The following is a 24,345-nucleotide window of genomic DNA, read 5'->3' as shown; positions in this document are numbered from 1 at the left end:
AGGAAATTAAAGAAAAAAAAATGGCCCCCGCAAATAACACAATAAAAGTAATCGGCGGAAAACCCATGCCAATAGCATAAAAGATTAGGATATCTCCTACTCCAAGACTATTATTAATAAATGTTTTTTTTAGTATAAACTGCGCATACACAAAAAGAATTGCAAGTATTAATGTAATCAGCAGCATATTCGTTGCTATGCTAATTAAAAAAAAAGATAAAGTGGTTTGTTGAAAAAAAAGGAAACTCAATGCAAGACCTAATATGGGAAACAAAAACCAAAAGACCATTCGTTCCTTAAAATCTTGATAACAGATTAGGGCACAACAAACAATAATCAAGATCTTTAAAGCAATGGTCAATCCTTTACAATTTGCTTTGGAGTACCATTTTCATCTATTTCCCAAACATTGAAAATGCCATCTCCATCAAAATCTGTAATAGCCTCAGCTCTTGCTTTAAATGTAGCATTATCGGCACTTATAATTTGATACGTATAGTTCGCTGTACCATTTTCTTTAATGGTCTTCGGAGCTTCAAAATCAAGTTCATTAAAATCGGCACTGTACTTACTATACATGTAACGATATGTACTCTGGGCATTAAAAACTGCCTTGAGTTGTATTTGTGCTTCTACACTTTTTGCCTTAGTAATCAAGGGCATTAGGTTAGGTAATGCTAATAACAAAAGAATTCCGATAATAGCCAATACTATTAACATCTCTTGTAGGTTAATTGCGGGAATTTTTTTCTTTAAGAACATAAGTTTAATAAGTTTCACGAAGTTAAAACTGTATTTCAAAAAAGCCTGTTAATTCTTATTTATTTTGAAATTAGCCTTGAAATATAAAAAATAATTGTCGAAAACAACATTTATTCAAATACTACTTTGTAGCCATGAACACTACTCTCTTATAAGAATTAATAAATATGCGGCTTATCATTCGTACTCTGTTTGTAATCCTTTTATTCATTTTAATTTTTATTTCTTTTGCAGTTTGTAAATATTTTATATCTTCATTACTCGTTCGAGAAAGTCCCTTTTTTCTGCAACGAACGCAACCAAAACACCAACCAATACCTTTGGCACATTTAATTTTTAACCCCCGCTCTACCTCAAATCTCTTCGGTGAAAGAGACCATCTACAGCACTACAATTTCAAACTTTTTACCAATAGATACAATAACAAAAAAATTGTCCTAAATCTTCAACTTTTTACAAATACAGAACTTCTAAAAATAAATTAACGCTATTCTTGAATCAAGAATAGCCTACACAACTAAAAAAGCTTTCAAAAATACTATAAACCTTTACTCATGAAAAAATTACTCTTAGTTCAACTTCTTTTTATCTCAAGCCTTATGGGCTATTCTCAGAACAATATCTTAGACCCTTCTACATGGTCTGTGGGTACTGGTTCCGCACCTGGCTTTTCAAGATTAGGCACCGATGCTGAAAATGTTCGTGAAATCGGAGTCAACCCCCATGGTGATAATGCAGTACTATGGAAAGCAGTACCCGACGCAGCCAATAACGGAGATGGTGGATGGAATGGAAGTTGGTACAACATCGACCACACTAAAAACTACCGTTTCTCTGTTTGGATAAAAAAAACAAACTCATCTGATGGTAGAACCTATTTCGGACTCTATACCCGTGATGGTGCTAATGTAAACGCAACCTTAGATTTAGATGGTGCTCCTCGCTCAAATGCGTATTTCTGGTACGGCGATCTACCCGTATTAGACAAGTGGTATCTATTAATAGGCTATATCAATAACAGTGGTCATACGGGTCAAACTGTTCGAGGAGGGGTTTATGACCCTGTAAGTGGGGTAAAAGTAGTAAACGGTATACGTGATTTTAAATTCTCAAATGGTGCTGCAAGGTTAAAACATAGAGCATATTTATTCTATGATACCAATACGAATGATCGACAGTTTTACTGGAACCCAACTGTATACGAAGAAAACGGACAGGAACCCACCATTCCTCAAATGTTGAATCCAGGTACTACCCCTGGAGGGGGAGACACCGTTTGGGAAACCTCAGGAAGTGACATCAATTATGTAGCCGGTAATGTAGGTATCAAAACCACAAGCCCTGATGAGGCGCTAACTGTAAAAGGCAAAATACACGCTGAAGAAGTACGGGTAGACCTTTCTGTACCAGCACCTGACTATGTCTTTAAATCAGATTACAATTTGATTTCTCTAGAAGAAGTTCAAAATCATATTGACAAGCACGGCCATTTGCCTAATATTCCTTCTGCTTTGAAAATGGAAACCGAAGGTGTCGAACTAGGTACCATGGAAATGAAACTGCTCGAGAAAATTGAGGAGCTTACCCTTTATGTTTTAGAGCAGGACAAGGTCTCCAAAGCACAAAAAGAATTAAATAAAGAGCTTCTCTTCAGGTTGTCAAAGTTAGAGAAGATGAAATCGCCAAAAGAATAACCTCTCATAAAAGTGCTTTTCAACCATTTAAAAATCAATCACCTGTTAAAATGAAAAAAATTGTATTTAGTATAGCACTTTTTGCTTCGATTAATATGTTCTGTCAGGAATTCTCTCAAGAACTAACGCAAGTGATTCCCCCATCGCCAACGGCTTCTTCCTTAGGCAAATACGGTGAAGTTCCAGTGAGTTACAATATTGGTTCTCCAAGTATAAACATCCCTCTTTACAACGCCAATGGTCATGGTATACAAGTACCCATTTCATTAAGCTATCACGCGTCGGGAATTAGAGTTGAGGACAATGCATCATGGGTAGGGATGGGCTGGTCATTAAATGCAGGAGGTGTCATCACAAGATCGGTTAAAGGTGCTCCTGATGATTCGCAGATTGGCCTCAGAAACAACACTTTACCAACTGACGCGCAAATTAATGATCCTTCTCAAACCGATAATATAGGCCAGTATTTTGGCCCTCAGACTTCTCCTGATGGAATCGGAGTAAAAGATAGGGAACCAGATTTATTCTATTATAATTTCATGGGGGCATCCGGTAAGTTATACTTCGATGAAAACAACGTGGTAGTAACTAAGCCATACAATAGCATTAAGGTAGAACCCATATTCTATGGAGGGGAAATTGATCGTTGGGTTATTACGGACCAAGGCGGAATGCAATATTATTTTGGATCTGATTCAAGCCCGGCCACCCTTGGCAAAGAAAGAACATCAACAGGAAACGAACCTACTTTTACTTCAGCTTGGTACTTAACAAGGGTTTTCAATCCAAAGACAAATGGAAATATCTATTTTGAATACGATGACAATACGGCAAAGACAGAAAAGCCTAAAAATCAATCTTTAGAATGGTATTATTTTCAAGAATTATTCACGAATCCTCAATTTGGATTTTTAAATTCTTTACAAACAAATCCTAGTTTTGAATCACCTTCTTCCGCCAAGACTACAGTTTCTGGAAATCGTGTTTTAAAACGTATTCTATGTCCGAATGGTACCATCGAATTTACGACCACCTCAAACCGAGCGGATATAGAAGATGAGTTGGAATTGAGTAAAATAGAAATATTTGAAAACGGAACTAATTTGATTAAGAGTTTTCAGTTCAACTATGATTTTATAGGTAAACTCTATTTGGAAGGGATAGATGAATATGATAATCTTACACAGGAATCCAAACCCCATATATTCGAATACGAGCCCAAAATACCAAATGGAGCATCGAACGATCAAGACTTTTGGGGATTCTACAATGCAGCCGGAAATTCCAATCTAATCCCCATAATTTACTCCGTAAACAACCCCTATGGACAATACCAAGCCAATCGTTTGCCTGACGAAACCGCTATGAAACGAGGTACAATTAAAAAGATAACATATCCTACCAAAGGAAGTACCGAATTCTATTTTGAAGCACATAGAGCTTTTACCCCACAATACGATGATCCTTACAGCCCGTTTTTATTGAATAGTAAAACCGATGTAAGCCTCACATCGACACAGGGGGAATATAAAGAAGCCCTATTTTCTATAGAGACTTCTGAAAACCAAAACATATTATTCGACATTGATTTCACATTCTTTAGAGATGAATATAATACCAACAGGCCAGCGGCTTATTTACACCGTTTTGAAAACGGTTCTTGGGTAGAAGTCAGATCTTGGTGGCCCGACTACCCCTCTATTGCTGATCAAAGTTTCAACACATCCCTAGAATTAACCCCTGGGGACTACAGGTTCATTCTTACGGATATGCCTTGTGCCGACCCTTTAAATGAATGTTACGTCGCGGAACCAGAGGAATTGGAAAAAATATTCGTGACTTATGCCAATTTTTCGTATTTGAACAATTCAGATACCGACCTTATTAATACAGAAATAACCGCTGGTGGGCTACGCATTAAAAACATTATCAACAAAGATTCGGATGGGTCTATTATCAATCACAAACGATTTACCTATGAGCAAGGTAAATTAATTACGTTTCCTGTGCATTATACTACCTACGAACAGTTAATGTATAATGGTTGGACTTACAACGTCTCATTGGATTGTTGGATAGGTACTAGTATCGGTTCCTACGAAATTTATAGCATTAGTTCAAGCAGTTTGGCCGTACTAGGTGCAGCCCAAGGAAGCCATGTGGTTTACTCAAAAGTGACCGAGGAAAATGTAGATGAAAACAATGAAAACAATGGGTACGTGGAATACCAGTACTACGTTCCTGCTTCGCTTCAAAACCCTAGTGAAAATCCGTATTTACCTCCGTTCCCACCAGAAAAAGATATTAGTGATATTACCAATAAATTACATAAGCAAATAACATTTGATAAAAGTGGAACCAAACTTCAAGAAGTTACTAGCGACTATACTTTCACAAGCCCTGAAATTCCGACCTATGAAGTAAAGGGTTTATCAATAAAAGAAAAAAGAAGACGTATTAGAACTGGAAATGTTTGTTCTCCCCCTTTCTATAACGCGAGTCAGTCCTATTTCTATAATTACTCTTTTTACGAACTAGAAACTTCATGGATTAAGATGAATTCGGTGACCACTGTAAATTATGATGAGAACGGACAAAATCCAGTGACTAACATTACAAATTATTTCTACGATAGTACCGTACATCTTCAACCTACAAGAACAGAGACTTCGGCTAGTGATGGTAATACAGTTTTTACACAGACTTATTATCCAGATGATATAGTAAATACAGCTTCTTTAGGGAGTAACGATTTACTCAATCCTGATGAACTCGATGCAATTGAAGAGTTAAAAGTCAGTGGCCAACATCGCATTGCTGAACCAGTTCAAATAGAAACTACTATAAATGGTAATTTAACCCGACAACGCACAAATTATAAGAACTGGACCGATACCGGACTCATTTTACCAGAAATTGTTCAGACCGGAAAAGGCACTAGCCCTTTACAAGATCGAACCAGCTTTACAAGCTACGATGACAAAGGAAATATTCAGGAAATCAACAGAATTGACGGCCCACCAATATCGTATTTATGGGGTTATAACAAAACTTTTCCAATTGCAAAGGTCGAAAATGCCTCATATAATGATTTGGCGCAAGCCCTTGGTGTCACAGTTACTCAGCTAAAGTTATTGGACGAAGATGATCTTTCACAAATAAATGGTCTACGAAGTTCATTGCCCGAGACAATGGTATCTACCTATACTTACGATCCACTTGTCGGTATTCGCACCATGACCGATCCCAAAGGATATATAACCCGATACTCCTATGACAATTTCAACCGTCTAAAAGAAGTTCGAGACCAAGACAATAACTTACTTACCGACTACCAATACCATTATAAAAACTAACCAACCATGAGAACAAGCAATAAATTTCTTTTCTTAGCCATCCTCTGTATGCTCATGGGGCTCAATACGAATCTGTCTGCACAATGTACTATAAGTAGCATTTCACCTTCATCGCTCTCCTTCTCCAATTCAGGTGGAACACAAAATATTACGGTCAATTATTCCGGCTCACCTTGTTTTGGATCGATCAGTTTCACAGGAGTTCCCTCCTGGTTAACGGTGACCCAAACCAATCAAAATACTATTCAAGTTGTTTGTCAAGCAGGCAGCACAAGTGAAAGTACTTTAATCGATTATTCCTACAATGGGTCATTTGGTGGTTTCAGTGTTAGTCGTACGGGTACTCCTTCTACATGGTATCGCGATTTTGATAATGATACTTTTGGAGATCCCAATACTACACTATCACAAGTCTCTCAACCTTCGGGGTATGTGAACAATGCTAACGACTGTAACGATTTCAATGATGACGTATATCCTGGAGCTCCCGAAATATGCGATGGTATCGACAATGATTGTGATAATCAAATCGATGAAAATAATACTATCGCAAAACCAACTACTTCTAATGCAAGCCCAACACGTTGTGGTCCAGGTACGGTGAACCTTACTGCAAACCCAGGATCGGGGGGGAATGGTGTACGATGGTACGATGTTCCTGCAACCGGACCTTCTTATCTCAGCGACAACACCTCTTTTTCACCGACTGTTAATTCAACTCGTTCATATTGGGTATCAACGGTGAACACACAATCCGGCTGCGAATCGAGCCAGCTTCTAGAAATTATAGTTACAATTAGCGCAAACCCCTCAACACCAAGTGCTAACAATGCATCTCGTTGTGGCACGGGCTCAGTGACGTTATCCGCCGCACCCGGTACGAATGCTAATACCATACGATGGTTTAGTGCGCAAACCGGAGGTACATTATTAGAAACCGGTTTGAATTTTAATACCACACCCATAAGTGTTACAACTTCATACTATATCGAAAGTTTTAATGAGAGCAGCGGTTGTTGGTCTTCACCTCGTCAAGAAATCCAGGCAGTGGTCAATCCACTGGTTTTGGAAGCTATGGGTACGAATACAGGGCGCTGCGATGCTGGTTCCGTTATCTTGACCGCCGTTCCAGGTAACAATGGAAATACAATTCGCTGGTACAGTGAACCAACTGGTGGTTCGGTATTAGCTACTGATACGACTTTCACCACACCAAGCCTTTCTGAAACCACGACCTACTATGCAGAAAGTTATAATGATGGCACCGGATGTTTTGCGACAACCAGAACAGCCATTCAAGCTCAGATTTCTAGCACGATAGCCTGGTATGCCGACACAGATAATGACGGTTATGGAGATCCAAATTTTAGTGTACAAGATTGCTCTCAGCCTGCAGGTTATGTCTCAGATAATACCGATTGTGATGATACCGATGAAGATATTAATCCCATTACAATCTGGTATCAGGATGGCGATAATGACGGCTTTGGCGACCCCAATAGCACATTGGTTCAATGTGATCAACCCACGGGCTATGTATTAGATAGTTCTGATAATTGCCCTTCGGTCAATGACCCAAGCAATTCGTGTGAGGTGGTAACACCTCGAAGTAGTGACCCTCAAGAACATAACTATATCTATACACGTGCCTATCAAATAGAAAGACCCAATCCGACAACGAATTTCTTCGACTCTGATAATGACTTGATTCAGGACATTACCTTTTTCGACGGTTTAGGTAGGCCTTTACAACAAGTTGCCATTGATCAAACCCCAAATAAGGATGATATCATCACTCATATTGCATATGATCGCTTCGGACGAACGGAAAAGAGCTATCTGCCTCATGATGATCCCGGGAATCTTGGAGATTTTCGACCCATGGCGGAGGCCAATACCATGATGCATTATGATAACATAAAGTATGATAACACGCCTAACCCTTATAGTGAAATAAAGTTCGAACCATCACCATTGAACCGAGCAAAAAAGCAGGCCGCACCTGGCGCCCCTTGGGCAATGGACGAGGGACATGAAATCGAATTTGAATATTTAGCCAACACCGCTGCAGATCAGGTAAAACAATTCGATGCCAATACCAGCGAGAATGTAACTAATGGGGTTTATACCTACACTCCCACTTTGGTTCTAAAACCTGACAATAATGGGCAATATGCTGCTGGCGAGTTGATGAAAATGGTGACCAAGGACGAAAACCACGATTCCGGAAAAGACCATAGCACAGAGGAGTTCACTGATAAGCAAGGGCGCGTAGTACTTAAACGTACCTATGACAACGAAATACCACATGACACCTATTATGTCTACGACGATTTCGGTAATTTGAGTTATGTACTGCCTCCGAAAATGGATGGTTCTATTGCCAACCTAGATGAGCTTGGTTATCAATACGTCTACGACAACCGCAACAGACTTGTCGAAAAGAAAATACCGGGAAAAGGTTGGGAATATATTATCTACAATGACCTTGACCAGCCCATCTTGACACAGGATGCGAACCAAAGGGTGAAAGACCCGACTTCCGATGAATGGCTATTTACCAAATATGATGCTTTCGGAAGAGTGGCCTATACGGGTAAGGCAACGAGTGCGAACGGCGCCTTAAGGACCGATATACAGGATGAGGTAAATAATCTTACTGAAGCTTTATGGGTAATAAAGACAGACGAGGTAGATGCTTCAAACGCATATGGGGGCACCACGGTATACTATGATAATGGAGCCTACCCACACAACGGAAACCTTGCCTTAGCAAATCCTTTGGTAAACCTTACGGAAGTGCTGACGATCAACTATTATGACGACTACAACTTTAACCGAAATGGTATCGATTTGATAGTCGGTAATATCTATGACCGAGCTATTAGCTCAAGCACGCATGGCTTAGTTACAGGCAGCAAAGTCAAGGTATTGGAGACCAATGACTGGATTACCTCGATCACCCAGTTCGATGACAAGGGAAGACCGATCTACATGGTATCAAAGAACGATTATCTGGGTACCCTGGACGTGACCCGAATGAAAATCGATTTTGTCGGCCGAACCTTCAAGAGCCGTACTGAACATACCAGAAATAACACGACCATAGTTACCATCGATAGTTTCACCTATGACCATGTAGGCAGGCTCTTGGCACAAACCCAATGCGTGGGTGATCAGACCTTGAGTGATAACTGTGAAGGAACTGGTGGTAATGGTATAGATGCCGACATAATCGTATCAGGGTACATAAATACAGATCGTGTCGCTACCAATAGTATGGTGGTTAGACCTAACGCAACTATTGTACCCAATGTAGTTTTAAGAATCGACCCCAATGCTACAGGTGGTGACTCTGGTGAAGCTGAATTAATCGTTCTCAATTCCTATGACGAGCTCGGTCGATTAGACAACAAGAAAGTGGGAGGTGATGCCGATACTTCCGATGTACTAAGTTCTGTAGGCTTACAGACGGTCAACTATGATTATAATGTACGAAACTGGCTCAAAAGCATAAACAACCCGAATGCTATGGGTGATGACCTATTTGCGTTTGACATCAAATACAACGATGTGGGAGACCCCAATAGAAGATTGTATAATGGTAATATTTCTCAAACTGTTTGGAATTCTGCCAATAATGCGCTCGCTGGTAGTTCGGCAAGCAGAAATTACGTCTACACCTATGACCCCCTGAACCGAATTACATCAGCAATCGACGATACGAGCGACAATCGGTACAGTCTGACCAATATCGAATACGACAAGAACGGCAACATCCAGAAACTCAAAAGGAACGGGCATACGAATAATGGTGCTACAAGCTTTGGTGTAATGGATGACCTGACCTACTCCTATACGGGAAATCAATTGAAAGCCGTGGATGATGATATCGCCTCAAGTGCCACGCAGGGTTTTGTGGACGGTGCTGAACTTTCAACCGAATATACGTACGATTCAAATGGAAACGTTTTGACCGATGCCAATAAAGGTATAATCGATATGGAGTATAATCACTTCAACTTGCCTATACTAGCTGATTTTGGTAGTGGAAACAAAATCGAATATATCTACGATGCCCTCGGAAACAAACTAAGGAAAAAAGTTACCGATGTTACGAGCGGAAACAAGGAATCAGATTATGCGGGCAACCATGTTTATGAAAATGGTTCTTTAAAATTCTTTACCCATGCCGAAGGTTATGTACAGGCTGATGGCAATGGAGACTTCTCCTATGTATACCAGTACAAAGACCATTTGGGGAATGTGAGGTTGTCGTATTCGGACAACAATAACGATGGTTCCGTGGACAGCTCCGAGATTATCGAGGAGAAAAATTATTACCCTTTTGGATTGATCCATAAAGGGTATAATATGAACATCAATGGCATACAGAACAATTACCTGACCTATAACGGCAAGGAATTTGATATGTCATTGAACATGAACATGTACGATTTAGGAGCAAGAATGATGGACCCCGCATTGGGCAGGTTTATGAACATCGACCCAATGGCCGATTTTGTGAACTATCAATCCCCTTATGTGGTTGCGGACAACAATCCTATATATTTTGTTGATGAATATGGATTCGGAAAAAGAGGGCGAGTAAAATGTAAAACAGGTTGTAGTTTTTTTGGTAGATTGTTTAGGTCAATAGGTAGAGGCATAAAATCAATAGGGAAATTATTCAAAAACAACAAGAATAAATACAGAAATGCTGGATTTGTATTCCCAAGTGGCCCCAATAGTAATGGTAGTAATAATGATGATGACGATAATGATTCCGAAACTGGAAATACTAGGCCGAATATAAACCTATTAAACTTTAATTTTGGCAATTCAGGAATAGGTCAGGTGGATGGGCCTAATTTTGGGCCGACAATTGCAAACCCATTGGAATCGCCCGAAAGACCACGAGGTCGGATTTTAGGTGTGACTTTACCTGGTCCTCGACAAACTATCAATATACCCACCAATATAAGATTTTCGGGACGTGATGGCTTAACCTTAAATAGAAGGAATGCAATGACCAATAGGACTCTTACTGCTTTATTGGCAACTTTGACTGCGGACCCGAACTTGACAATGATTATTTCTAATAACACCTTTGCAGTAAATAGTTTGAATAACCCAGCAGATATTCAGCAGTTGCAAAACCGAAGTAATACCAGAGCAAGAGCTATTAGACAATTTTTTATTAATAATGGAATTAACCCTAATAGACTTAGTTTGGGCAATCCCAATATAATATTCCAAACTCTAAGACAGCAAACTGTTATACAAAGGTCGGGGCAAAACATTTCGATAACTAATACTGGGCAACAATGAAAAAAATAATTTTCTTCTTTTTAATATCTATAAGTCCATTAATGTCAAATGGACAGGGATTGATTGTTGAAAATGATTCGCTCATCCTATGGCAAAAGGAGCGATTATTAACATGGGAAGATTTTATTAAGAAAGGAGAAAAGCCTAAGGACATTCATTTAATCCATCAAGTAGCAGAGACAGTTCCAGAAATGATGGTTTTTTATATCAAAGATGATAAGGGGAATGAAAATCCAGTTCCATTATGTTATTTTCAAAAATATAGTTCTTGGAGCGTCACTTCGGATAAAGAAACCTTAGAACATGAACAACTACATTTTGATATTATGGAACTCTATACTAGAAAGCTTAGGAAAAAGTTTAAGGAGTTACTTTCCCTAGATGCCTATACAACATCTGAAACTTTTAATTATTGGGTTAATAAAGTGTTTTTAGAATGTAAAAATATACAGGATAAATATGACGAAGAAGCTTTATTAAATTATCCCAAGCAACAAGAATGGCGCAAATGTATAGACAAGGAATTAGAAGAACTGAAAGAATATGAATTTATTCCCAAACAATAACTTAAAGAAGAACCGCCCACCGAGGCGGTTTTTTTATGCCTTAAAGTGCCGCTACGTTCTTGTTGAAAAAGTCCTTGAACTTCGATTTTGTGAGCATGGAATCGATAATACGGAACAGGGCTTTTTTATCCTCTTCTTCCAATTGCTGAATCAGGTTGATACGTTCGGAAACGGATTTGTCCACGATACTGACTTCTTCGGGAACATTGCCCGACATGTGCACGAGCTCGTCAAGACTTACCCCGAAATATTTTGCCAGTTTATCGGCCACCCCCGCTAGCGCTCGTCTGTGACGAGTGCCGTGTCGAGTAAGAAATACGAATAGAACATCAAAAAACCAGAGCTACTCCCACTGTGCGAAGTATACTGCGCGAAGTTTGCAACTTCGCGCCGAACTGAGTGAGCAATAACACCATGAAATGTTTAAAAACAACAGTTACAAAGCTGTGGTTCTCAGCACATGAAAAGCCACGAAGTTGCGAATTTCTAGAAGTACGATAGTCTAAGAACTCCTTACAAAACACCTCTTACCTAATTTGTAATCCCTTTACAAATAATCACATCTATTTCTTTTGCCAAATGTAAATATTTTATATCTTCATAGCTCGTTCGAGAAAGTCCCTTTTTTCTGCAACGAACGCAATCAAAACACCAACCAAGACCTTTGACACATCTAGTTGTTAACCCCTGCCCTACCCCAAAGCTCTTTTGTGAAAGAGCGTATCTACAGAACTACAATTTCAAACTTTTTACCAACAAGTCCAATAACAAAAAAGTTATCCTCAATCTTCAACTTTTTACAAATACAGAACTTCTAAAAATAAATTAACGCTATTCTTGAATCAAGAATAGCCTAAACAACTAAATAAACTTTCAGAAATACGACACTTTTAAAAATTACGATCAGAAATACTATAAACCTTTACTCATGAAAAAATTATTCTTAGTTCCACTATTTTGTATCGCAGGCCTTATGGGCTATTCTCAGAACAACCTAATCGATGATTCTTCTTGGACAGAAGGCAACGGATCTGCTACAAGATTTACCAGATACGGAACAGATGCCAATAGTCTTAGAGAATTTGGTCCAGGCCCTGCTGGAGAAAATGCATTACTGTGGAAAGCGATTCCGAACACAGCTGCTGGTGCCAATGCAGATGGAGGTTGGACAGGAAACTACAAAACCATTGACCCTACTAAGACTTACCGATTAAGCGTTTGGGCAAAAAAGACAAATTCAAACGATGGTCGTGTCCTACTAGGAATGATCGTAAAAGATGCGGGAAGCGTGAACTCGGCCTTACGATTGAATGGAAACGCAATCAATTCGCCTTACTTTATTAATGGAGATCTACCAAACTTAGATCAATGGTATCTTCTAGTAGGAGTTATACATGGCAGCGGCCATACGGGCACGGCTATAGAGAGCGCGGTATATGATCGTCAAGGTAATGCCGTTTCTGGCCTAAACGTTAATGATTTTAAATTCGCCCCCAGTGCGACTCGTATTCGAGAAAGAGTTTTTCTAAATCTAGACAATACTGCAGAAGACAATTTATTTTTCTATGCGCCAACCCTATATGAAGTAAACGGACAAGAACCCCCTATTGAAGATCTTTTAGGTTCTTCAACAGTTTGGAATATTCAAGGTAACGACGTTTTTTACAATTTGGGCAATGTTGGTATTGGCACCGATAGCCCTGATGAGGCGCTAACTGTAGATGGTAAAATTCACACAAGAGAGGTCAGGGTAGACATTCAAGCACCTTTCGTACCTGATTATGTTTTCTATGATGATTATAATCTCAAAACTTTAGAAGAGGTTCAAAACTTTATTGATGCCTATGGACATCTGCCTAATATTCCGTCGGCAAAAGAAATGGAAAAAGAAGGTATGAACCTTAAAGAAATGAACTTGAAACTGCTTGAAAAAGTTGAGGAGCTAACACTCTATATTCTTCAGCTTCAAGAAAATCAGAAGCAGTTGACTAATAAGCTTAAGCAAATAGAAAATCAAAATTAAGAAATTCACAAAAGATATAACTCCAGTAAAGTAGGTGTAGTATCATTTCTTTGAAAGCATTCCTAAAAAAGCTTGCTCATCCAAGTATTTACTCAAAAAATAGACTAGAATGAAAAAACAGGAATATTTGAATCAAACTAAGGCAGTCATTTTATCCGTTTTAGCAATCCTGTGCATGACAAGCATAGTTGCGCAAGAACTAGATCATGATGCCTTCTCCGTTACCGAAAATATACCCAAAAGTCCTGAGGCTTCTAGTTTAGGACAATATGGTGATATTGCCGCCAACCCTTACAATGGAAAAGCAAATATTTCGGTGCCTATTTACAATCTTAATTTCGAAGGATTACAGATTCCAATACAATTAAGTTATGATAGTGGTGGGGTAAAAACAATGGCCGAGGCTAGTTGGGTCGGTTTAAATTGGTCCTTATCTACGAATTTTGGTATTTCAAGACAGGTTAACGCACTTGATGACCTAAGATTTGGTCTAGGCTATGTCTATACCAATTATGAAGTAAACCCTAACATTGGTACGGGAGGCAATCCAAATATTGCTTACGATGACATTTTAGATATCCATGCAAGTTTTCAGCCAGATGCAGGACCATCCCAACAAATAGACATGCAACCTGATATTTTCGATGTGAATCTATTTGGGATGAGCTATAAGTTTCGATTAAAGAAAAAAGGCCCTAGCTCAATCATTGAAGCTCATGTATTTGACAATAATAATGTTCAAATTGAATTTGACCTAAATAATGAAACCTTTACCATAATTGACGAAAGAGGTTTTATATATGAATTTCTTACTAAAGATTACAGCACTACCTTTTTTACTGATGGACCTGGGTCTGGAGATAAGGCCGTTGCCCTTACCAATATTCTAGGAGATGTGAATAAGGCCAATGAAAGTCTAATTACCTCATGGTACTTAGACAAAATTACCTCTCCGAACCAGCGTGTTTTGAATTTTGACTATACCGCTGGAGCTTATTTTACCTTCCCAAGTTACTCCGGTACCGTAAGGGTCGTTGATGCCAATAATGTCACCTTTGTCAATTCGAATGGTGAAGATACTACTGCCCCAGGAATCGAAGGTGAAATTTACTCTGCTTCTACAACTATTGTAGAGAATAATTATTTAAATCGAATTTATGGAGATTTTGGTGAGGTTAATTTCGTACTCTCTGGAAGGGACGATCTTTTATCTGGTTTTACTTTTCAAAACACCATAGGTGCAAGCAATTTTGTTTTTAGCACCTCTTCCGGACTATACTCCACATGTCAAGGAGACGTAAATTGTGTTCCTAGCGCTGGTTACATTAATCGTTTTAGTCAGAAACTTGACAGAATAGAAGTCGTAAACTCAAGCAACAATACGGTTCTAAATGCTGATTTCACCTATTCGTATTTTAATGCAGATGATCAAAATACTATTGACAAAGAAAAGTATATTCGACTTAAGTTAGATCAGGTTAGTGTTAATGACCAGAACTATCTCTTTGATTATGAGCAACCGAACGAGCTACCTGCAAAGGACACCTTTGATTCTGACTTTTGGGGCTATTACAATGGATCTGGCAATACCAAAAACGTGCCGAGAATTGGTAGGTTTATTACATCAGAAATATCCATTAACGGACTTACACATATTGGTCAATCCTATATAAACTATGATGCTGGGGCTGATAAAGGGCCAGATTTCGGATATGGCAAATTTGGGCTACTTAATAGAATCGTTTATCCAACAGGTGGATATACATTTCTTTGCTATGAACCTCATGAGGCAGTTATTACGGCGCCGCAACCCTATATTGTAACTAGTGATTTTTCCTTTGTTGGAGTAGATCGATATAAATGGACGAACCTTACCGATGAATCGAATTACCATTTTGATTATCAATATCTTAAAAAGGCTCAAAATTCGAATTACAACTTTTTCAACAATCAATTTGACCCGGGTCAAATAGATACGGAAACACCCATACAACTGGGACAAACTTTTACGGTGACTTCTACTTCTATGATTCGGGCCTCTGGAACTTTGGAATTGATTACCAATGCCGATTTTGACGGTAATTATATCAATGAACCAGCTAGGGTTATTCAAAATACGATTACCTCAGAAGATGTAAGTGTCATTTATAGATACGGGGATTGGCCGGTTTCACAAACCGGTGGAACACAATTGACAAAGGACAATTCAGTAATTATAGGTCCGGGCACTTACCGCATTGCTGGTCGTAATGCGGTGCCAAAGCCAAATGTAAACACTCCTCCCTCAATAAGAATAATTGAGGAATCTGACCCTGATCCTGTTAGTACGCCTTATACTTTAGTCACTTTTCTAAACGGCACTAGTTTAGGAGCCTCAGCAGAGACCTTTGAAATTGGTGGTGCTAGAGTGGCATCCATAACAAATTACGAAAGTGATAATTCCTTTTTGTCAAGGAAGGTATTTGAGTATAACAATCCGAACGCATCCAATACCGCGGTGGCTTCCTCTGGAATACTAATGGATGATCTCATTTATTTCTCTAAAGCCTATGGATTTCATTCGTACAATCCTTTAGGCTGGGGAACCTCGCCATTACAACTTTCTTCTTCAAGTCCATTGCGAACGAACCCGGCTGCACAAGGTTCGCACGTCGGATACACCTATACTACTGAGAAATCCGTAGATGAAAGTTTCAATGATATCGGAAGAATAGAAAGAACATTTACTAATAGAAATAATGAATACTATGTAGACAGTTTTGCTCGGGATTATCGAAACGGAGCATGTACAAGACCAGACGATTACACTGCGCGTATTACCAACACCTATCTCCTAGGAATGGACTCAAGAATCAATAGTGGTTATGAAAATGGGAACGTAGAATTTGAAAATATTTTCGACACCAATAATAATCTGGTAAGAAGTACAGAAAATAGTTATGCGAACTTGATTGCAAATCCGGATGACACTTATTTTGCAACCTTTATGCATATCTATTTAATATCAAACGACACTGGTTGTGGTGGTATTCCATTCGGTTCAGATGATTCTTCTTATGTTGTTTATCGACAACCAATTTCGTACTCCTTAAAATCTGTATTGAATACTAGCACCATTGTTGACTATAGAGATGAGAACATTTCTACAACGCAGATGACGACCTACAACCCAGATACGCATCATGTTACTGAAAGTAAGGTCATCGATAGTCGCGGTGATGAACTTTTGACAAGGCAGTTCTATCCCTATGATACCGAGGTGGATACACAAGCGGAAATGACCACATTAGTAAATGAAAATAGGATAGCCTCACCGGTTAGAACAGAATCCTTCAGGCAAAGTGAAATGTTATCGACTCAAGTGATCAACTTTAAAAAAGACGCCACAACCTTCGACATTGTTCAACCGAATTCAGTAGACTTTATCAAAGGAACGCTCAATGCCTCAAACACTTTAGAAACGCGTATAGAATATCAAGAATATGGGCCTCATGGACAAATTCGACAATACAAAAAAGCAGGTGGTCCACCCACAACGCTTGTTTGGGGGCATAACGAACAATTTGTTGTTGCCAAGATAGAAAATGCTACCTATGACGATGTAGAGGCATTGGCCGAATTCGGGAGTGGGTTTACTCTTGGAAATAACGGGCTTAACGCAAATCAAGCTGCATCGCTACGCACAAATCTTTCAGGTGCGATGGTAACCACCTATACTCATGATCCATTGATTGGCATTACTAGTATGACCGATCCTCGCGACTATACCATTAAATATATCTATGATGATGCGACTAGAAGATTAAAAGAAGTAAGAGATCAGGAAGATAATTTGGTGACAGATTATGAATATGAATTTGTTGATGTTTCCATCCAAAATTAACCCTGTACTAGTTATAACCAAAAGCAAAAAACCATGTCTCAACTATATAATTTAATTTCCAACAAATGGAATTTCTTAGTACTGCTCCTGATATTGGGTTCAAGTATGTCGCTAAAAGGTCAATTTAGCATACAAGGTTCGCATAATGTAACTGTTGGGCAATCCAGTGTGTTTTTTATACAAACTACAGGCACCTCAATTAATTCCGTATCCTGGAGTACCGTACCGAGCGGCATAGCCACTATTACGCCTTTCAATACCAATATGGCCGCAATTACCTTCAACTCGCCTGTGGTACAAGCCGCACTGGAAGCAACGGTGAATGGGATCCAGATAACAGCTTTTGATGTCACCGCGAGCTATCCGCCGCCGCCGAATCCTAATAATCCAACTATTGCCAGCAGAGGATGCGGAACGGTACAACTGAGTAGAAACGGTACCCCACCAACAAATGTCCGTTGGTATTGGCAAGGCACAAATCCGAATGGGTTTGTCACAAATCTAGGGTTCGGAAGCACATATAATGCCACCGTTCCTAACACGGGTAGTTATACCTACTACGTGAGAGCTAGAAACACCTCGACCAACCAATGGAGCTCCGGTACAGGTTCCGTAACAGCCACCATCAATAAAATTACCCCAGTCCCAAATGTGAGCGCTCTTGATTCTTCGGTATGTGCTGGTCAAGGAACTTCAATTACAGCATCTAATGTCAGTGGCGCTACCTATCGATGGTATGATGCAAACGACAACTATTTAGGTTTCCAAGGTGCAACCTATGGTACCGGAAATCTAAGTAGTAATACAACTTTTAAAGTCTCGGCAACGGTCAACGGGTGTGAAAGCCCAAAAACACCTATCACTATCGATGTAAGTCCTGCTCCCATACCCTATAATTTAGAAGGAAGCGTTTCAGAACTATGCGTCGGTGATAACTCAGCAAGTATCACATTATTACAAGCACAACCAAACGTGTCGTATCAATTGTTTAAGGATGGAACTGAAAGTGGGTCACCGAGAACAAGTAATAACGGTTTGGAAATTGTTTGGACCGGCATCGGAATTGGAACTTATAAAGTTGAGGCCACAGGTTGCAGCCTTGTTGATATGGCCAATGAAGTTACCATTACAACAAAGACCGCCATTGAACCAACTGTTACAGCTAACCCTGGTCCAACCAATATTTGCCCTGGAGAATCAGTGAACCTTGTTGTTCAAGACATGATGAACCCTCAATGGAGAAATGACAGTTCAAACACCGATTTAGAAGGAGGCATTGTTAAAGAGGTAAACCCTCCAGCGGGAACATCAACTACATATTCGGTAACAGGTGAAGATGCCTGTGGGATTCAGACAACCAAAACTATTACCTTAGTCGTCTTACCTAATATTGGCAATGTTTCGGTAACGGGACAGGCAACTTTATGCATGGGTGATGGACCAACAGATTATGATGCCACTCTAACCAATGCAAATGTTTTCCCTTCGGTTACGTTCTCTTGGTCAATCACTTCAACCTCTCCTCTGTATACGACAACAATCGATAATAGCACAGGTGAAGTACAATGGGATGAAAATTTTAGTGGCCAGGCAATCATCACGGCTCAAGCCGATAATACATGTGAGACAAATGAAAATACTTTTACAGTCAATGTAAGTGCTCAAATAACTTTCTATCTCGACAAAGATCGGGATGGTTATTCCGCAGGTGAAATGCAAGGTTGTACAAATCCTGACCCAGTTCTTTATGTTACTGGAGACCAAATAATAGGCTCTGACGACTGCGATGATGACGATCCGGAAATTATACTTACCAGATGGTATGAAGATTTTGATATGGATGGTTTAGGCGACCCCAACAGTACCCCAATAGAACAATGCGATCAACCCGTGGGCGATTATATAGACAACAACGACGACCTATGTCCGACCGTTAATGATCCTACCAATTATTGTTCGGGTATTGCAGACCCTTGTTTTCCACAACCTGGAAATTTCACTTTACAAATTACCGGAAGCAACTACGTTTACTCCAGAAACTACCAAAAAAGTGCTGCCGAAATGTTAGCGGAAGGCACTAATCAAAACCTGAATTTCAATTCGTTTACAGCGTCCAACGCGGTCATACAAGAAGTCACTTATTTCGATGGTCTTGGAAGACCGATTCAACAAATTGGAATTGATCAAACTCCAAACAACAATGACATAATAACTCACATGGAGTATGATGGTTTTGGGCGAATGGTAAAAGAATACCTACCCTATGCAACAACCGACACGGATACACAGGGTAGTTATCGTTCAGATGCTCTTACATTGACAGAAGACCATTACGATGTCTTGAAATATCAAAACACCTTAAATCCGTATTCAGAGAAAAAATTCGATAAATCTGCCTTGAATCGAGTTTTAAGACAGGCGGCTCCAGGAGCAGATTGGGCCATGGATGCAGGGCATGAAATCGAGTTTGAATATTTAGGCAATACGCATGATTCCCAAAATCCAACTAATTCAGCTTTAGACAATGTTCGCAGGTTTATTGTCACCACCATACTTTCACAAAACACCTATTCGCCAACTTTAGATTTTGAAAAAGATGAACAAAATAATCCTATTGAATTCTACTCAGCTGGCGAATTGTATAAATCCGTTACAAAAGACGAGAACCACAGTTCAGGTAAAAATCATACTACTGAAGAATACACTAATAAGTCGGGTCAGGTAATCTTAAAAAGAACATATGCAAATAATCAGCCGTATGATACCCAATATGTTTATGATAATTTTGGAAACCTCTCCTTCGTATTATCGCCAAAAATGAATGCCTCCTCGGCCACTTTGGCGGAAATCAATACAAATTTGATAGAATTGGCCTATCAATATGTTTACGACCATCGCAACAGAATGGTTGAGAAAAGGATTCCCGGAAAAGGAAAGGAATATATTATTTACAACAAGCTCGACCAACCCATTATGACCCAAGATGCCAATCAACGTCTTGACGGTGAATGGCTCTTTACCAAATACGATGCCTTCGGTCGGGTCGCCTATACAGGTAAAGCCGTCGATAGTAGTTCAAGGGAAGCTATTCAAACAGTGGTCGACGACTTGACTGGGGACCTATGGGTCGTTAAAGGAGGATTGGACAATTTTGGTGGAACGGACATTTACTACAACAATGGCGCCTACCCAATTGGTTCATTAACAGAGATATTAACGATCAACTATTATGACGACTACAACTTTGACCGAAATGGCATCGATTTGATAGTTGGCAATATCTTTAACAGGGCTGTTAGCACCAATGTGAGAGGACTAGCAACTGGTAGCAAGGTCAAGGTACTGGAAACCAATGACTGGATTACTTCAGTTACCCAATACGAAGATAAGGGGAGGCCGATATACGCGGTTTCCAAAAACGATTATCTGGGTACCCTGGACGTGACCCGGATGAGAATCGATTTTGTCGGCCGAACCCTCAAGAGCCGCACCGAACATACCCGTAACGGAGATACTGTAGTCACCATCGATAATTTTATATATGACCATGTAGGCAGGCTCTTGGCACAAACCCAATGCGTGGGTGATCAGACCTTGAGTGATTCTTGTGAAGCTGGTGGTAATGGTATAGATGCTGACATAATCGTCTCAGGGTACATTAATACAGATCGTATCGCTACCAATAGTATGGTGGTTAGGCCTAACGCAACTATTGTACCCAATGTAGTTTTGCGAATCGACCCCAATGCTACAGGTGGTGACTCTGGTGAAGCTGAATTAATCGCCCTCAATTCCTATGACGAACTAGGCCGATTGGACAACAAGAAAGTGGGAGGTGATGCCGATGCGACTGATGTTCTGAATTCGGTAGGCTTACAAACAGTAAATTATGATTATAATGTTCGTAACTGGCTCACTGCCATCAACGATGTCAATAACCCTGGCGATGACCTGTTCAATTTCAGGATCGGTTATAATGAAGGTGCAAACCCATTGTTCAACGGCAATATAGCCCTGACGCAATGGAAAACCCTGAATAACGATACCAGTATCAGAACCTATGACTATACTTATGATGCACTCAACCGTATCGAAACGGCAACGGATAATCTGGGTAATTATAGCCTTTCGGGAATCACCTACGACAAAAACGGCAACATCGACGGCCTGAACCGTACTGGAAACGATGGTGTATCGCCCACATCGACCGCTTATGGCATAATCGATAACTTAGACTATGCTTACGGACCTGGCAACAAACTATTATCGGTTACCGATGCGCAGACTGGAGTCTTGGCCGACCAAGGGTTTAAGGATGGTAACAAGATTGGCAATGATTATGATTATGATGCCAATGGCAACATGATCCAAGACTTGAATAAAGGAATACCGGCCCAAGGGATTACCTACAATCATCTGAACCTACCCGAACAGGTAAGTATCTCGGGAGGAACCATCGCCTATGTTTACGATGCCACAGGAGTAAAACAGAAAAAAACCTTAAGTACAGGTTCAGTAACCGATTATGCGGGCAATTATATTTACGAGGACAGTGGTTCTGGGGTGCAATTAAAGTTTTTCAACCATCCTGAAGGATACGTAGAACCCAATAACGGAAGTTATATTTATATTTATCAATGTAAGGATCACATTGGCAATATTCGACTGTCCTTCAAAAATGTTGGTACGGCATCGAACATGAACCTAGAGATACAAGAAGAGAACAACTATTATCCTTTTGGGCTTAAACATAAAGGCTACAACTCAGGTCAGAATGGAAGGAATCATAAATATGGTTTTGGGAGTAAAGAGGAACAGGAAGATAATATAAATGCAAGTTCTTTGGATTGGCTAGATTTTGGAGCAAGGAACTATAATCCAAGTTTGGGTAGATGGATGAACCTTGATCCATTGGCAGAACAGATGAGAAGGTTCAGCCCATATAATTATACTTGGGATAATCCAATTATTTATGTTGACCCCGATGGCATGTTCGGTAAATACTTTGATAAAGACGGGAATTTGCAATACGAAGATGGTGTTGATGATGATAAAGTTTATCAAGTTGAATCATCAGTTACTACAAATGAAGATGGCACCGCAAGTTTAAATGTGAAAACCACAGATCTAGGAGTAGAATCAGATTTGGTGGATACAAATGGAAAGACCATTAGTTCTGAGGAAACGAAAACCGAACTTGTTGGACTTGCTATTTATACAAGAAATAATGTTGATGGTGCAGAAAATGCCGTTGTAAGTGTAAATAGCGGAGATAGAAGCACTAAAAAAAATAGAAGAGTTGGGGGTTCAACTGGCAGTAGACATATTGCAGGAGATGCTGCTGACATAAATATTTCTGGGCTTTCGCAAAAAGACGCAGCTATTACAGCAGCTGACTCTGGTTTGTTCTCCACCGTAATTTACTATCCAGAAAGAGGTGATACAAGTGGTTTTGGAACTCATACCGATGAAGTTGACACTCATGGCATTAAGGTAACAGAGAATGGAATAAGTCAAAATACCATAACTACTACGGTAACAAATGATCAGAAGTTAGGGCCTCATGTTCATGTTGATAACAAGCCCAGGAAAAGAAGTGGAACAACAAGATTAAGGTATACGGGTCATAATGGAAAAAGGAATACTTATGCAGGTTGGAAATCAAACAGAAAAATTCAATAATTTGAAAATGATATTCAAATTAATTATCACCATTTTTTTATTGAGTTCTTGCGGTTATGGCAAGGTAGTAAAGGAAAGTTCCGAAACGGAAGTTTCGCAAAACAAAAAAAGTGACCTAAATATTAACGAAAAAACACATTCACAACACGGAGATACAATTTCAAATAAAAACATTTATACCAATAAAACTATAGACACAACTTTAAATATTGTTGACACACTTGGGATTTTCAATAAAAGGCTTATCGGAAAGATAGTTTTACCAAATAACACTTGGTACTTAGTATCTGGCAAATCTTGCGAGAAATGTGACGAAAACACCTCAATTTATTTATTACCGGCATATCCGGAGAAGCTCAGTAATAAAAATAATGTTAACTATAATGACAGGTTTGACCATCCAGGAAAGGTATTCTCCTATGATGATAATACCCTTGTATATGAGTCTAGTACATTTTTCGGAAAATGTCTAAATTCATTTGGAAATATTGTGATTTGGGTAGATAGGGAAATTAATGAATCAGGAGAATGGGAGGAAGGTGTTTATATGATTCAAATCTTCGAGGACAAGGCGGTGGAAAGTCGCCCTAATTTGTCAATCTATTTATTAGAAGAAATTGAAAAGAATATTGCCAAGGGGAAGTGTTTCGAAATAGAGGAAATTGACCAAGTATCAGAATCATAACCCGCTCTGCGAAGTCTAGCTACACGAAGTTTGTAACTTCGCGTCGAATTGAGTGAACAATAACAACATGAAATGTTTAAAAACAACAATTACAAAGCTGTAGTTCTCAGCACATGAAAAGCTACCACGTCGCTAATTTCTAGGAGTATTATAGTTTAAGAGCTCCTTACAAAACACTTCTTACTGCATTTGTAATCCCTTTACAAATAATCACATCTATTTCTTTTCCTAGATGTAAATATTTTATATCTTCATTACTCGTTCGAGAAAGTCCCTTTTTTCTGCAACGAACGCAACCAAAACACCAACCAATACCTTTGGCACATTTAATTTTTAACCCCCGCTCTACCTCAAATCTCTTCG

10 protein-coding genes are annotated in these 24,345 nt (G+C 39.4%); 8 read left to right on the top strand and 2 right to left on the bottom strand.

Annotated features, from left to right (window positions below; genetic code table 11):
* Positions 1 to 357: 357 nt before the first annotated feature.
* Entirely contained in the window at positions 358 to 762 is a 405-nt protein-coding gene (locus ACKWCD_RS09905) for a hypothetical protein (protein WP_413983786.1), read from the bottom strand.
* Positions 763 to 1,316: 554 nt separating this feature from the next.
* On the opposite strand from ACKWCD_RS09905, the gene ACKWCD_RS09900 reads away from it, so the two are divergent.
* From ACKWCD_RS09900 to ACKWCD_RS09885, 4 genes are read left to right on the top strand one after another with little or no spacing between them, the layout of a single operon-like run.
* Entirely contained in the window at positions 1,317 to 2,456 is a 1,140-nt protein-coding gene (locus ACKWCD_RS09900; protein WP_413983785.1) for a hypothetical protein, read from the top strand.
* A gap of 50 nt (positions 2,457 to 2,506) precedes the next feature.
* Positions 2,507 to 5,812: an RHS repeat domain-containing protein gene (locus ACKWCD_RS09895; RefSeq protein ID WP_413983784.1), complete on the top strand. Its 3,306-nt coding sequence runs from the start codon at positions 2,507 to 2,509 to the stop codon at positions 5,810 to 5,812.
* A gap of 6 nt (positions 5,813 to 5,818) precedes the next feature.
* On the top strand, positions 5,819 to 11,143 hold the full coding sequence (locus ACKWCD_RS09890) for an Ig-like domain-containing protein (protein WP_413983783.1): 5,325 nt from the start codon (positions 5,819 to 5,821) through the stop codon (positions 11,141 to 11,143).
* Positions 11,140 to 11,709, top strand: coding sequence for a hypothetical protein (locus tag ACKWCD_RS09885; RefSeq protein ID WP_413983782.1), 570 nt, complete (start codon positions 11,140 to 11,142; stop codon positions 11,707 to 11,709). Before ACKWCD_RS09890 ends, ACKWCD_RS09885 begins: the two co-directional genes overlap by 4 nt.
* A 40-nt stretch (positions 11,710 to 11,749) precedes the next feature.
* Here the strand turns inward: ACKWCD_RS09885 and ACKWCD_RS09880 are convergent, their stop codons facing one another.
* Complete coding sequence (locus ACKWCD_RS09880; protein ID WP_413983781.1) at positions 11,750 to 11,926, bottom strand: hypothetical protein; 177 nt, start codon at positions 11,924 to 11,926, stop codon at positions 11,750 to 11,752.
* A gap of 711 nt (positions 11,927 to 12,637) precedes the next feature.
* On the opposite strand from ACKWCD_RS09880, the gene ACKWCD_RS09875 reads away from it, so the two are divergent.
* The 4 genes from ACKWCD_RS09875 to ACKWCD_RS09860 all read left to right on the top strand — a co-directional run bounded on the left by ACKWCD_RS09875 (position 12,638) and on the right by ACKWCD_RS09860 (position 23,982).
* Positions 12,638 to 13,732, top strand: a complete 1,095-nt coding sequence (locus tag ACKWCD_RS09875; protein WP_413983780.1) for a hypothetical protein — start codon at positions 12,638 to 12,640, stop codon at positions 13,730 to 13,732.
* Between the two features lie 109 nt (positions 13,733 to 13,841).
* Entirely contained in the window at positions 13,842 to 17,615 is a 3,774-nt protein-coding gene (locus ACKWCD_RS09870; protein WP_413983779.1) for an RHS repeat domain-containing protein, read from the top strand.
* Positions 17,616 to 17,648: 33 nt separating this feature from the next.
* Positions 17,649 to 23,297: a DUF6443 domain-containing protein gene (locus ACKWCD_RS09865; protein ID WP_413983778.1), complete on the top strand. Its 5,649-nt coding sequence runs from the start codon at positions 17,649 to 17,651 to the stop codon at positions 23,295 to 23,297.
* Positions 23,245 to 23,982 (top strand): hypothetical protein, encoded by a 738-nt coding sequence (locus tag ACKWCD_RS09860; RefSeq protein WP_413984129.1) that lies wholly within the window; start codon positions 23,245 to 23,247, stop codon positions 23,980 to 23,982. The genes ACKWCD_RS09865 and ACKWCD_RS09860 overlap by 53 nt, the downstream gene beginning before the upstream one ends.
* Positions 23,983 to 24,345: the final 363 nt, after the last annotated feature.

This window comes from Maribacter taeanensis (assembly GCF_047345145.1).
GTDB lineage: Bacteria > Bacteroidota > Bacteroidia > Flavobacteriales > Flavobacteriaceae > Maribacter_C.
Note: the sequence above shows the minus strand (reverse complement) of the source record. Positions and strands in the feature narration are given on the sequence as shown.

Coding starts and splice junctions, on each gene's coding strand:
- ACKWCD_RS09890 (WP_413983783.1), top strand. CDS start 5,819: ATGAGAACAAGCAATAAATTTCTTTTCTTAGCCATCCTCTGTATGCTC.
- ACKWCD_RS09905 (WP_413983786.1), bottom strand. CDS start 762: ATGTTCTTAAAGAAAAAAATTCCCGCAATTAACCTACAAGAGATGTTA.
- ACKWCD_RS09900 (WP_413983785.1), top strand. CDS start 1,317: ATGAAAAAATTACTCTTAGTTCAACTTCTTTTTATCTCAAGCCTTATG.
- ACKWCD_RS09870 (WP_413983779.1), top strand. CDS start 13,842: ATGAAAAAACAGGAATATTTGAATCAAACTAAGGCAGTCATTTTATCC.
- ACKWCD_RS09860 (WP_413984129.1), top strand. CDS start 23,245: ATGGAAAAAGGAATACTTATGCAGGTTGGAAATCAAACAGAAAAATTC.
- ACKWCD_RS09875 (WP_413983780.1), top strand. CDS start 12,638: ATGAAAAAATTATTCTTAGTTCCACTATTTTGTATCGCAGGCCTTATG.
- ACKWCD_RS09880 (WP_413983781.1), bottom strand. CDS start 11,926: ATGTCGGGCAATGTTCCCGAAGAAGTCAGTATCGTGGACAAATCCGTT.
- ACKWCD_RS09895 (WP_413983784.1), top strand. CDS start 2,507: ATGAAAAAAATTGTATTTAGTATAGCACTTTTTGCTTCGATTAATATG.
- ACKWCD_RS09885 (WP_413983782.1), top strand. CDS start 11,140: ATGAAAAAAATAATTTTCTTCTTTTTAATATCTATAAGTCCATTAATG.
- ACKWCD_RS09865 (WP_413983778.1), top strand. CDS start 17,649: ATGTCTCAACTATATAATTTAATTTCCAACAAATGGAATTTCTTAGTA.